The organism is Zunongwangia endophytica, from assembly GCF_030409505.1.
Classification (GTDB): domain Bacteria; phylum Bacteroidota; class Bacteroidia; order Flavobacteriales; family Flavobacteriaceae; genus Zunongwangia; species Zunongwangia endophytica.
This window is the reverse complement of the sequence record NZ_JAUFPZ010000002.1, coordinates 3,038,706-3,050,814: the sequence shown is the minus strand read 5'-3', so window position 1 is coordinate 3,050,814 and position 12,109 is coordinate 3,038,706. Positions and strand designations below refer to the sequence as shown.

The window sequence follows — 12,109 nt, the reverse complement described above, 5'->3', positions numbered from 1 at the left end:
GCAAATGGCTGAATCTCGTAAAAAGCAAACTAAACCCAAGCAAAGTAATCGCAAATATATCGTAGGATTTTGGACCCTCTTTAGTGTCGGAGTTCTTGCGATCGTTTTCTTTTTTCTATTAGCAGGTTGGGGGGTATTTGGTAAAATGCCAACCTTTGATGAACTGGAAAACCCGGAAACGAATCTTGCAACAGAGCTTATCTCTTCAGACGGGAAAACGCTTGGTAAATATTACCGAGAAAACCGTACTCCAATAAAATACGAAAGTCTTCCGCAGCATTTAGTACAAGCGCTAGTTGCTACAGAAGATGAGCGTTTTTACAAACATTCTGGTATAGATGCCCGTGGTACCGCGCGTGCAGCAATCTATATGGGATCTAAAGGTGGAGCAAGTACAATTACGCAGCAGTTAGCTAAGCAATTGTTTACCGATGATTTCTCTACAGAAAGTACTTTTGAGCGTGTTCTTCAGAAAATGAAAGAATGGGTGATTTCTACTCGTTTGGAAAGACAATATACAAAGGAGGAAATTATTACCATGTATTTAAACAAATACGATTTCCTTTATCAGGCGGTAGGTGTGCGATCTGCATCTAGAATTTATTTTGATAAAGAACCTGCCGATTTAAAATTAGAAGAATCGGCTGTTTTAGTAGCGATGCTAAAAAACTCGGCGTTGTACAATCCTGTTCGTCGTCCAGATTTAGTAGAAAAAAGAAGAAATCAGGTGTTTGTTCAGATGTATAAAAATGGATTTTTGACAGAGCAGCAAAAGGATTCTTTGCAACAGGTTGAAATGAAAATTGAATTTTCTCCTGAAGGTCATGATGATGGTATCGCAACTTATTTTAGGGAATATACCCGTCAGTTTTTATCAGATTGGACAGAAGAAAACCCTAAGCCAAATGGTGAAAAATATAATTTATATAAAGATGGTTTAAAGGTCTACACCAGTATCGATTCTAAAATGCAGGAGTATGCTGAAGATGCTGTACAAAGACATTTGACAAAACTTCAAAAGGAATTTGATCGCCAAAACGAAAATCAAAGAACTGCTCCTTTTAGAGATATCGATCAAAGTATGATTGATAATATCATCAAAGGATCCATGAAAAGATCTGCGCGGTACAAAAAAATGAAGAAGGAAGGAAAGTCTGAAGAAACCATTATGGCGTCTTTCGACAAACCTCGCGAAATGAGAGTTTTTTCTTGGAAAGGGGATATCGATACTACAATGACGCCACGAGATTCCATTAGATATTATAAATCTTTCTTTCAGTCTGGTTTAATGTCTATGGATCCAACCACGGGAGAAGTAAAAGCTTGGGTTGGCGGAACAAACTTTAAGCATTTTAAATACGATCACGTAAAACAAGGAAAACGTCAAGTAGGTTCTACCTTCAAACCTTTTGTGTATGCGACAGCGATCGATCAATTAAAAATGTCTCCTTGTGATACCTTACCATTAAATAGGTTTACAATTCCGGCAGGGAAATTCGGGAATATTAAAGATTGGTCTCCTAGAAATTCAGGTAGTGGCGATAAATATTCAGGGATGATGAGCTTGAAGGAAGCGCTGGCAAACTCTGTAAACACAGTTACCGCTAGAGTTATCGATAAGACTACTCCTGGGAATGTGATCAATTTAATTACAAAATTGGGGATTGATACCGATAATTTCCCAACAGGCCCCGCTATTGCATTAGGAACTGCAGATATAAGCCTTTATGATATGGTGGGTGCTTATAGCACTTTCGCAAATAAGGGCGTTCGCGTTAAACCTGTTTTGATTACACGAATCGAAGATAAAAATGGAACCGTTTTATTCCAAAATGTTCCAGAAACGCATGATGTGATGAGTGCAGAAGCGGCGTATGTAACGGTAAACCTGATGGAAGGTGTAACTAGATATGGATCTGGAGCACGTTTACGAGGAACAGGTAGAGAAGTTAGACTAGATTATAAGCGAGCGGTAACAGGTTATCCTTATGACTTTAAAAATCCTATTGCTGGAAAAACCGGAACTACACAAAATCAAAGTGATGGTTGGTTTATGGGAATGGTACCAAATCTCGTAACTGGTGTTTGGGTAGGTGCTGAAGATCGTGCAGTACATTTTCCTGGGATTACATACGGTCAGGGTGCTACAATGGCATTACCAATTTGGGGAATGTATATGAAGAGCGTTTATGCAAATGAAGATCTAAATATCTCCCAAGATGACTTTGAACGACCTGAAAATCTATCCATTTCTGTAGATTGTGATTCTTACGGGAAATCTAACAACGCCGATAGCGGAGTAATAGAAGAATTAGATTTCTAAAAAATATAACTTAAATTCTAAAAGCTCAGATTGGTCATTCAGTCTGAGCTTTTTTTGTTTTACTTCGGAAGTTAATATTGAAGACTTTTTAAAATATTGGAATTATCTTGAAATTTCTTTATTTTTAGAGGAAAATAGTAGTCGATGATTAATAAAACGGTAGATAATGTTGCTGAAGCTTTAAAGGGAGTTCATGATGGGATGACTTTTATGCTTGGTGGATTTGGATTAAGCGGAATTCCCGAGAATGCCATTTCAGAACTTGTTCGGTTGAATACTAAAAACCTAACCTGTATTTCCAACAATGCTGGTGTCGATGATTTTGGATTAGGACTTCTACTTCAGAAAAAACAAATTGATAAAATGGTGTCTTCCTATGTAGGCGAGAATGCTGAATTTGAACGACAAATGTTGAGTGAAGAATTGGAAGTTGAATTAATTCCGCAGGGGACATTAGCAGTACGATGCCAGGCAGCACAACAGGGATTTCCAGCAATTTATACTCCCGCTGGCTACGGAACTGAGGTTGCGATCGGAAAAGAAACTCGTGAGTTCGATGGGAAAATGTACGTTTTAGAAGAAGCTTTTAAAGCCGATTTTGCTTTTGTAAAAGCCTGGAAAGGGGATAAGGCCGGTAATCTGATCTTTAAAGGAACAGCACGAAATTTTAATCCTGTGATGTGCGGCGCCGCAAAAGTTACCGTCGTTGAGGTTGAAGAACTAGTAGAACCCGGCGAACTGGATCCTAATTTTGTACATATTCCGGGGATATTTGTACAACGAATTTTTGAAGGCAAAAACTACGAAAAGCGAATAGAAAAAAGAACAGTGAGGTGATGGGATAATTTGACGATTAGAAAATGTGCTGATGTGTTAATTTGATGATTTGACAATTTGAAAATGTGTTGATAAGATAATTTGAGAATGTATAGACGTTGTAAATTTCTATGGAATCTAAAAAAGAAAATATAATTTTAAATTTATCTGTAGAGTTTGCACTCAGTATAATTGATTATTCTAAAACACTCAGAGTTCAACAGCATTACGATATTGCTTCCCAACTTGTGAGAAGTGGTACTTCTGTAGGAGCAAACATATGGGAAGCACAATCCTCAGAAAGTCGAAAAGATTTTGTTCATAAATTGAAAGTCGCAGATAAAGAAGCAAAAGAAGTTGAATATTGGCTTTTATTATGTAAATCATCAATACATATCACAAATTATGATATTTCTATGGATGACAAATTACTCTCGATCCAAAAATTATTAAGCCGCATCATTTCAACAAATAAGAAAAAAATGTTATTTCTATTCACACATTATCACATTAACAAATCAACATATCAAAAGCATGTTAGACAAAAACGGAATAGCACAACGAATTGCCAAAGAGGTTAAGGATGGATTTTATGTGAATTTAGGAATTGGTATTCCAACCTTGGTAGCCAATTTTGTACGCGATGATATTCAGGTAGAATTTCAGAGTGAAAACGGAATTTTAGGTATGGGACCTTTCCCAATTGATGGTGAAGAAGATGCCGATCTTATCAATGCGGGGAAACAAACCATTACCGCATTGCCGGGTGCAAGTTTCTTCGATTCTGCTTTAAGTTTCGGGATGATTCGCGGTAAACATGTCGATCTTACGATTTTGGGAGCGATGGAAGTTTCCGAAGAAGGAGATATCGCCAACTGGAAAATTCCGGGTAAAATGGTAAAAGGAATGGGCGGTGCGATGGATTTAGTAGCTTCCGCAGAAAATATCATCGTTGCGATGATGCATACCAATAAAGCCGGAGAATCAAAGTTGCTTAAGAAGTGTAGCTTGCCGCTAACCGGTGTTGGTTGCGTTACGAAGATCATTACAAATCTTGCCGTAATTGAAGTTACCGAAAACGGATTTAAACTTTTGGAACGAGCGCCCGGAGTTCCGGTAGAAGAAATAATCGCTGCTACAGAAGGTAAATTAATTATAGAAGGTGAAGTTCCAGAAATGAGTTTATAAAGAAACAGAACTAATTTCTGAGTCTTCTAAGAGCTTGTGCTGCTTCAGTCTTAGAACTATCTGAGCAATGGCTATGACATCACGCTCACAATATTCGATAATTCGCTGTATATTTTTTTCGTGATAGAAAACTTCGTAAACCTGAGAACCACTAATATCGTTTTTGGGAGAAGGAATTCCCAACACGTGCGTTAATAGTTTAAGCGAAGTAAAATGCTTGTAATCGCCAAAGCGCCACAATTCCATCGTATCTAGATGCGGAATTTCCCATGGGCGTTTGCCGGTATTGTTTAATTTCTGCGGAAGTTTTAACTGGTGGATAATCATTCGGCGAGCGATAAACGGAAAATCAAATTCTTTACCATTATGAGCACAAAGCAAATGATAAGCCTTGTTGAAATGGTCATTTAAAAGCTGACTGAAATCTTCTAAAATCGATTGCTCTTCACCAGCAAAAGTTTTGAGTCTAAAATCTCTTTTCTCATCTTTCAAACTTAAAAATCCTACCGAGATACATACAATCTTACCAAACTCGGCCCAAATTCCTGCTCTTGGATAATATTCCTCCGCAGAATAGTCATCTTTCCGAATATACTTGGTTTTTTCAGCCCAAAGTTCTTGCTTAATGTCCTCTAATTCTTCAAAAGAAGCATATTCCGGCACTGTTTCAATATCCAGAAATAATACGTGTTCTAAGTTTAGCTTTTCTAAATTCATTTTAGTCTGAAATTCAGTATTTTAAATTACTATTTTAATGCTGAAATATCAAAATGAACATATAAATTTCTAGAAGATCATCTTTTGCTTATTCAAATAATGCAATTAAAGCATCATTTTTAGTTTCTAAAGCAATATCGTAAGCGGTTTTCTTGTTTTTTAGTCCTTTAATAGTTTGGTCAACTTCAGGATAGCCTAGTAATTGAGCGACTACCGCTGTTTTTTCAAATAGCGTAGCGATCATCAAAGGCGTGTATTGATTTATAGTAAATTCTGTAGGCGTGAAATTCGGGTTGTCTTTCCAGGAAATCGCTTTTATATTCATATCTGCTCCATTTTTATAAAGCAATGAAATCAAATCAGAATTAGCGAAATAGCAGGCTAATATAAGTGCACTGGCACCGGTTCTATCTTTTAAGTTCGGATTCATTCCGTGTTTCAATAATTCTCTAAAAAGCTTAATATTCTTATCATCTTCATTAACTAGAAACGCCGCTTTTACATTCAAGGGGTCCGGATTTTTAACCATCTTATTTTCTACGGAAGCATCAAAACCACTGTTCAATAATAATTCAGCGAATTTAATGCGATCGGTTTCTAAAGCCCAGTGCATTACAGTTCCGTAATTCGAAATGTAATTAACATCGGCTCCATTTTTCAATAGAAATTGGGTAATTTCCAGGTTATTTTTTCCAACAGCTTTAAATAATAATGTTGTGCCGCGATTGGCATGATTGGGTTGAAAGTTACTTTCTTCAAACAGATTTTTAAAAGCAGCAACCGAGTCATTTTCGATAAATGAGAGCAGTTTTTTATGTGTTTCCTGAAGTTGATTTTCATCCACTTTTTCGATCTCGGCAGTTTTACAGGCGGCAAGGGAAATAATAAGAAAGAAGAATATTAATTTTCGAAGCATTACGGGTAGTTTTGAGGCTGCAAAAATATTCTTTTACTATGATCTTTCATCTTCTAAAGCGTTAAATTAGAATTGATCTTTTTACGTAGTAAATTAATAGACGAAGACTTAAATTTGTGACTTGTATCTGGTATTAAGACAGATGTAATAATTTATAAATCTATGAAAAAATTAGTGCTATTTATGAGCTTAGTGGTTAGTGGGTCGATTGGTTTTGCACAACAGAGAATGACTCCCGAGAAATTATGGCAAGTAGAACGAATTAGCGTTTTAGGCCTAGATAAAAATGGCGATCAACTATATTACAAAGTTTCGATCCCAAATATCGAGGAGAATGATATGGCTACCAAATACTACCAAATTCCTGCGGAAGGCGGAACAGCCAAAGAGATTACCAAGGATGAGGTGGCAATTGGGAAAGACAGAAATATTTCCCCAAATGGTGAATATAAGCTCTTTCATAAAGAGGTGCATTTAGAAGATGTAAAATCTAAAGATCTTTACAAGAACCTTGATAAATCTGATGCGTATGTATTTTCAGATTTAGATATTCGTCATTGGGACACCTGGCAAGACGGAAGCTTTACTCATGTTTTTTACAAAAAAGTGACTGAAGAAGATAGTGCTGGTGTAGATATTATGCCTAACGAGCCATATTATAGTCCGCAGAAACCTTTTGGCGGCGAAGAAGATTATTGCTGGTCTCCAGACGGGAAGAGCATTTATTATGTCTCTAAAAAATTGAAAGGTAAGGAGTATGCTACAAGTACAAATACCGATATTTATAAGTATAATTTAGAAACTAAAGAGACCGAAAATATCACCAAAGAGAATAAGGGTTATGATACTAATCCTGCTTTCTCTTCGGAAGGCGCTTCAGCCTGGTTACAAATGAAACAAGATGGCTATGAGGCTGATAAAAATGATATCGTTGTTTTAGACAATAGCGTAAAACAAAATCTTACCGCCAATTGGGACGGTACAGTGAATAGCTTTTTATGGGCTAAAAACGCTAAGGAAATCTATTTTACGGCTTCGGTAGATGGTACCATTCAGTTATTCAAAGTGAATTATCCCGGAAGAACAAGAATGGCAGCGGTAGTTGAGCAACTTTCTGAAGGACAATTTGACGTTACCGGAATTATTGCTGAAAAGAAAAATGAACTATTGGTGACCAGAACCGATATGAATCATGCAGCTGAAGTATTTAGTTTCGATTTGAAGAAGAAAACCTTTAAACAAATAACGAATTTAAATACAGAATTATACGCAGAATTAGATTTACCGAAAGTAGAAAAGCGATACGTGAAAACTACCGACGGCAAAGAGATGTTAGTTTGGGTAATTTTACCACCTAATTTTGATGCTTCTAAAAAGTATCCAACTTTATTATATGCTCAGGGTGGACCGCAATCTCCACTATCCCAATTTTATTCTTTCCGATGGAATTTTCAGGTCATGGCATCACAAGGCTATATTGTAGTGGCGCCAAACCGTCGTGGTATGCAGGGACACGGCGTTGCGTGGAATGAAGAAATAAGTAAAGATTGGGGAGGCCAGGTTATGGATGATTATCTTTCTGCGATCGATGAAGTCGCTAAAGAACCTTACGTCGATAAAGAACGTTTAGCCGCAGTAGGAGCAAGTTACGGAGGATATTCGGTGTTTTATTTGGCCGGAATTCATAATAACAGATTTAAAACTTTTATAGCGCACGATGGTGTTTTTGATACACGAAGTATGTACGGCACCACCGAAGAAATATACTTTGTGAATCACGATTTTGGAGGCCCATATTGGGAAAAAGATAATGCTGATGCGCAGAAGGCTTATAACGAATTCAACCCGATTACTAAAGTAGCCAATTGGGATACCCCAATTTTGATTTATCAGGGAGGAAAAGATTATCGTGTGCCGATAGAGCAAGGTTTAGGTGCTTATCAGGCCGCTCAATTATTAGGTTTAAAAAGTAAGCTGGTATATTTTCCAGATGAAAATCACTGGGTACTAAAACCACAAAATGCTTTAGTATGGCAAAGTGAATTTTTTAAATGGTTAGAAGAAACTCTTTAAATAACTTATAATCTTGATTAAAAAAGCCTTGCAATTTTTGTTGCGAGGCTTTTTTTAGATTTGATTAGAAATTTTATTTTTCTTCCAACATTTTATAAGCTTCATCGATATACTGGTAAAAGTCTGGGCTATGTTTTGCTTCTCCTTCACGCTTTTTTAGCCCTTGTCCCAAACGAACAATAATCAGGTCATCTTCAGGAATTGCTATAACGTATTGCCCTAAAATACCGCGCATATAGAAAATCTCTTTGTCTTTATAATAGCTAAGCCAAAGTCCGTATCCGTAATAAGGAGCATCCTCAAAACGTGGATTTTTCATTTTGCGAACAAAAGATGGATTCATAAGGCGACGACCATTCCATTGGCCATTTTGCATAAAAAGCTTCCCAAATTTTGCAAAATTTCGGGCATTACTGGCGATACAACAATAGGCTTTTTCCATTCCACTTTCTTCGCTGTCCAATTGCCATAAGGCATTGCTTTGCATTCCTAGTGGTTGCCAAAAGCTTTCACTTAAATATTGTGATAAAGTTTTGTTTGTAGCTTCTTCTAGAACCATACCCAACAGCTCTGTATTTCCGCTTAAATATTTAAATTTCTTACCGGGTGTATCTACGACTTCGAGATCTAAGATTAGTTTTCTGATATTATCATCTAAATATGCTCTTGCTGTTTGCCCAAAGGGATTGTAATAACTTTCGTCCCAGTTAAGACCAGAAGACATCGAACCTAAATCGCCAACAGTTAGTCTTATATCAAACTGTGGAAAAAAATGACTCACCGGCTCATCGATGCTCGTAATATACCCATCGCGTATAGCTTTACCTAAAAGTGCTACCACAACACTTTTAGCCATCGAAAAGGAATTTGTTTTACTGTTTGCCGAATATTGATTGTAATATTTTTCGAACCAGATACTATCATTTTTGATAATTAAAAACGCGGCCGTATTCAGTTCTCGATTAAGACTTTCTAAAGAATCACTGGCGCTAACGGAGTTATAAGCGCTGCTTTCTGGCCAAGGTTGCGGATTCAAACTATCTGCTTTTATTAGACGATTATCAAATTCGGTATAATCATCAATATAAGCTGTTTTATGTCCTTTAAGATAAGTAACTCGTATTCCTTTAAAAATATAATTATAATCTAAAGCATAGATTAGAATGACGAGTACGATTATAATTCCGATGAGGTATTTTAGAAAATGTAGTAGTTTTTTCATTTTCTAAAATTAAGAATTATGTAGAAATTATTTCTATTAAAATAAGCTTTGTTGCGGTGCCGGACTTTCTAACTCTAAAAGCCATTTTTTACGATGAAGTCCGCCGGCATAACCGGTTAATGAACCATCGCTTCCAATTACCCGGTGACAGGGAATCACAATCCAAAGCGGATTCTTCCCATTTGCAGCGGCTACCGCTCGTATTGCTTTAGGATCACCAAGTTTTTTTGAGAGTTCTAAATAAGAACAGGTTTTTCCAAAAGGAATTTCAGATAAAGCTTTCCATACTTTTTGCTGAAAAAGCGTTCCGTTCGGATTCATCTTAAAGCTGAAGTTTTGAAGGTTCCGATTAAAATATTCCGCTAATTCAATTTCTGCCTGTACTACACACTCCGGGAGATCGTCGTCAGGATGAAGTTCAGCTTCTTCTGTAATCTTAATTTCAGAAACACCTTCTTCGTTACCCGTTATCTTTGCTGTCCCCAGAGGAGTTTTCAGGTACGTGCTTTTCATTTTCTAATTCTTCTGGTTGTGCTTCTTCTCTTCGTTGGATTAAGCCAATACGTTTTGCTCTTCGCTCCCAGTTTTTACGGGCAAGTTTTTGCATATCCTCAATACTGTCGCTCTCGTCCATAATCTCTAAACCAAGTAAGGTTTCGATAATATCTTCCATGGTAACAAGACCAACAACATTTCCAAATTCGTCGGTTACGATAGAAATATGAGTACGTTTTCTTATAAAAATATCAAACAAGTCGGGGATGGGAACTTCAGCAGTAGTCACAAAAACTTCTCGTTTTAAAGAATCTAGCTTCGATTCACCGTTTTGCTTTATCATTTCTTCCAGCACATCATCCTTCAGAATAAAACCTGAAATATTATTCGATTTCTCCTTATAAACCGGGATTCTGGAAAACTTCAGGTTTTTATGAGAATGATGAAAATCTGCTATGCTCATCGATTCGTCTTCTGTGATCGCTACAGAAAACGGCGTCATAATATCCTTCGCTTCTACAGATTTAAAAACCAACATGTTTTTAATTACCGTACTTTCGTTCTCTTCAAAAACACCTTCTTCTTCGGCAGCCTCGGTAATTGCAGCAAATTCTTCCCTGCTCATGGTATTCACTTTTGCCGATTTACCAATCAATCTTGTGGTAAGCATCAACAACCATAAAATTCCGGTGTATTTCAATGGAGCAATCATCACCCTTAGCGTATTTGCAGTAAACGATCCCATTCGATCCCAATAGGTTGCTCCAAGGGTTTTTGGTATAATTTCAGAAAGAATTAAAATCCCTAAGGTTAATATACCAGATACGATTCCTACCGCATTTCCACCATCACCAAAAGTTTTTTCGGCCTGTACACCTACCAATATAGATCCTACGGTGTGAGCCACAGTATTTATGGTTAGAATCGCAATAAGCGGTTTATCAATATCTTTTTTGAAATTCGCTAAAACCTCGGCATATTTTTTCCCTTCATGTCGTTTCATTTTTATGAAAGAAGGGGTGAAGCTTAGAAGTGCAGCCTCTAAAATAGAGCACATAAAAGAGAAAAATATCGAAAAAGCAGCAAATAGCAGGAGTAATCCCATTTGAAATTTTAGTTTTTAAAAAATCTAAATTAGGAATTAAAAACTTAATTAGTTTGAAAGAAATTATAAAATAAAAAAAGCTGTAATTGAATTCTAAATTACAGCTTTTTCTCAATGGATCAATAAATTATAGGCTGGCCTGGATAAGATCATTCCATCGGGAAGCCGTGAAAAGTCTTGTTTCCATATCATCGTTTTCTACGCCATCCTCGTCGTAAAATAAAATCTCTGTAATCTGTTTTAAGTCACTTTTGGCCTTTAGTTCTACACTAATTTGGATCACCTTATTTTTTCGGGTATCATTTTCCAGAAATGAAACACTGCGTTTAATAATCGAACTTTTAGTAACCTGAGAAAGGTCGATAATTTGATGTTGCATCGCATTAATAGGTTCTAAAACTAAAAGTTGATGTTTATTTTTATCCAAACCTAGCACTAGCGAATTCGAAATCTCGGTGTAATCTAAATTCAAATTGTGCTCTTTGGCTAAAGCTTTTAAGGCTTTTCTATTGCGCATATCTTTAGCGCCTTGTCGGTAAAGTACGAAAAGAATTGGTCCTATAAATAGTACTAAAAGGCCAACTCCGATTATTGTTGAAGAAGTATCCATTTTTATATTGAATTATTAATATTATCGATTTGTGCATCTTTCTCAATTAAGGCACTGCACGTGATTTTTGCTGAAGAACAGCACCGAAGAAGAAAAACTCAACTTATGTGAAAAAATGAAAAGGAAATATCTGAGTGGCTAATTTACTCTTATGATCCTGAAGATAAGTCCAGGAATTCTGAGAAGGAATGATATGAAAATCTGCGGAATCTAACTTAAAATAAGTACCGTAAACCGAAGTAAACGTGATCTGATCTTCCTGATCAAACTGAAGGTTATAATTCCCAGATTCTTCAAATACAAAAGCTTTAGAACTATCGTGTTTTCTAAGATGATGCGAAGTTTTTTGAGCAGCATCATAAATGAAAGCAGAAGCGTTAGGTTGTGAAATTCCTGTAGCGCTTAACAAGGCGATAAGCACCAACGAAAAAGAGATATGTAGTTTATTGAATTTCACAAAGTAAATTTACGAAAAAGTAGAATCTGAATTACAAATGGGATAGCCTATTTTTAAGGTTGGTGAAGACAATTTTAAACTTCTTTTGAGATTAATAATTCGTAAGCATGTTTCGCTTAAAAAAGAAACCCTCACAGATTTTGAGGTCTATGAGGGATTTACTTCTGAATTAAAATATAAGTTGAAA

General features: G+C 36.4%; 12 protein-coding genes. 5 read left to right on the top strand and 7 right to left on the bottom strand.

The window, feature by feature from the left end; translation table 11 throughout:
• Positions 1 to 4: 4 nt before the first annotated feature.
• From QWY91_RS13315 to QWY91_RS13300, 4 genes are all read left to right on the top strand, one after another.
• Positions 5 to 2,323, top strand: coding sequence for a penicillin-binding protein 1A (locus tag QWY91_RS13315; RefSeq protein WP_290235870.1), 2,319 nt, complete (start codon positions 5 to 7; stop codon positions 2,321 to 2,323).
• Between the two features lie 144 nt (positions 2,324 to 2,467).
• On the top strand, positions 2,468 to 3,160 hold the full coding sequence (locus QWY91_RS13310; protein ID WP_290235868.1) for a CoA transferase subunit A: 693 nt from the start codon (positions 2,468 to 2,470) through the stop codon (positions 3,158 to 3,160).
• A 110-nt stretch (positions 3,161 to 3,270) separates the two neighbouring features.
• Positions 3,271 to 3,720, top strand: a complete 450-nt coding sequence (locus QWY91_RS13305) for a four helix bundle protein (RefSeq protein WP_290235866.1) — start codon at positions 3,271 to 3,273, stop codon at positions 3,718 to 3,720.
• On the top strand, positions 3,674 to 4,327 hold the full coding sequence (locus QWY91_RS13300; RefSeq protein ID WP_290235864.1) for a CoA transferase subunit B: 654 nt from the start codon (positions 3,674 to 3,676) through the stop codon (positions 4,325 to 4,327). The genes QWY91_RS13305 and QWY91_RS13300 overlap by 47 nt, the downstream gene beginning before the upstream one ends.
• On the opposite strand, the gene QWY91_RS13295 is transcribed toward QWY91_RS13300, so the two are convergent.
• Together QWY91_RS13295 and QWY91_RS13290 are read right to left on the bottom strand one after the other, a co-directional pair.
• Complete coding sequence (locus QWY91_RS13295; protein ID WP_290235863.1) at positions 4,322 to 5,044, bottom strand: 3'-5' exonuclease; 723 nt, start codon at positions 5,042 to 5,044, stop codon at positions 4,322 to 4,324. The two genes, QWY91_RS13300 and QWY91_RS13295, sit on opposite strands and share 6 nt — an antisense overlap.
• A gap of 88 nt (positions 5,045 to 5,132) precedes the next feature.
• Positions 5,133 to 5,960: an ankyrin repeat domain-containing protein gene (locus QWY91_RS13290; protein ID WP_290235861.1), complete on the bottom strand. Its 828-nt coding sequence runs from the start codon at positions 5,958 to 5,960 to the stop codon at positions 5,133 to 5,135.
• A 162-nt stretch (positions 5,961 to 6,122) separates the two neighbouring features.
• Between QWY91_RS13290 and QWY91_RS13285 the strand changes: the two genes are divergently transcribed.
• A complete protein-coding gene (locus QWY91_RS13285) occupies positions 6,123 to 8,033 on the top strand; it encodes a S9 family peptidase (RefSeq protein WP_290235860.1) in 1,911 nt (636 codons plus the stop codon).
• A gap of 73 nt (positions 8,034 to 8,106) precedes the next feature.
• Here the strand turns inward: QWY91_RS13285 and QWY91_RS13280 are convergent, their stop codons facing one another.
• The 5 genes from QWY91_RS13280 to QWY91_RS13260 all read right to left on the bottom strand — a co-directional run bounded on the left by QWY91_RS13280 (position 8,107) and on the right by QWY91_RS13260 (position 11,922).
• Entirely contained in the window at positions 8,107 to 9,255 is a 1,149-nt protein-coding gene (locus QWY91_RS13280) for a serine hydrolase domain-containing protein (RefSeq protein WP_290235858.1), read from the bottom strand.
• A gap of 36 nt (positions 9,256 to 9,291) precedes the next feature.
• On the bottom strand, positions 9,292 to 9,768 hold the full coding sequence (locus tag QWY91_RS13275) for a methylated-DNA--[protein]-cysteine S-methyltransferase (RefSeq protein ID WP_290235856.1): 477 nt from the start codon (positions 9,766 to 9,768) through the stop codon (positions 9,292 to 9,294).
• The gene (locus QWY91_RS13270) at positions 9,716 to 10,855 is read right to left on the bottom strand and encodes a CNNM domain-containing protein (RefSeq protein ID WP_290235854.1); all 1,140 of its coding nucleotides are present in this window, start codon (positions 10,853 to 10,855) and stop codon (positions 9,716 to 9,718) included. The genes QWY91_RS13275 and QWY91_RS13270 overlap by 53 nt, the downstream gene beginning before the upstream one ends.
• A 127-nt stretch (positions 10,856 to 10,982) precedes the next feature.
• A complete protein-coding gene (locus QWY91_RS13265; protein WP_290235853.1) occupies positions 10,983 to 11,465 on the bottom strand; it encodes a hypothetical protein in 483 nt (160 codons plus the stop codon).
• A 103-nt stretch (positions 11,466 to 11,568) separates the two neighbouring features.
• Positions 11,569 to 11,922, bottom strand: a complete 354-nt coding sequence (locus tag QWY91_RS13260; RefSeq protein ID WP_290235851.1) for a hypothetical protein — start codon at positions 11,920 to 11,922, stop codon at positions 11,569 to 11,571.
• Positions 11,923 to 12,109: the final 187 nt, after the last annotated feature.

What these genes read in the sequence shown, in the direction of transcription:
- QWY91_RS13315 (WP_290235870.1), top strand. Translation starts at nt 5, where the DNA reads ATGGCTGAATCTCGTAAAAAGCAAACTAAACCCAAGCAAAGTAATCGC.
- QWY91_RS13310 (WP_290235868.1), top strand. Translation starts at nt 2,468, where the DNA reads ATGATTAATAAAACGGTAGATAATGTTGCTGAAGCTTTAAAGGGAGTT.
- QWY91_RS13305 (WP_290235866.1), top strand. Translation starts at nt 3,271, where the DNA reads ATGGAATCTAAAAAAGAAAATATAATTTTAAATTTATCTGTAGAGTTT.
- QWY91_RS13300 (WP_290235864.1), top strand. Translation starts at nt 3,674, where the DNA reads ATGTTAGACAAAAACGGAATAGCACAACGAATTGCCAAAGAGGTTAAG.
- QWY91_RS13295 (WP_290235863.1), bottom strand. Translation starts at nt 5,044, where the DNA reads ATGAATTTAGAAAAGCTAAACTTAGAACACGTATTATTTCTGGATATT.
- QWY91_RS13290 (WP_290235861.1), bottom strand. Translation starts at nt 5,960, where the DNA reads ATGCTTCGAAAATTAATATTCTTCTTTCTTATTATTTCCCTTGCCGCC.
- QWY91_RS13285 (WP_290235860.1), top strand. Translation starts at nt 6,123, where the DNA reads ATGAAAAAATTAGTGCTATTTATGAGCTTAGTGGTTAGTGGGTCGATT.
- QWY91_RS13280 (WP_290235858.1), bottom strand. Translation starts at nt 9,255, where the DNA reads ATGAAAAAACTACTACATTTTCTAAAATACCTCATCGGAATTATAATC.
- QWY91_RS13275 (WP_290235856.1), bottom strand. Translation starts at nt 9,768, where the DNA reads ATGAAAAGCACGTACCTGAAAACTCCTCTGGGGACAGCAAAGATAACG.
- QWY91_RS13270 (WP_290235854.1), bottom strand. Translation starts at nt 10,855, where the DNA reads ATGGGATTACTCCTGCTATTTGCTGCTTTTTCGATATTTTTCTCTTTT.
- QWY91_RS13265 (WP_290235853.1), bottom strand. Translation starts at nt 11,465, where the DNA reads ATGGATACTTCTTCAACAATAATCGGAGTTGGCCTTTTAGTACTATTT.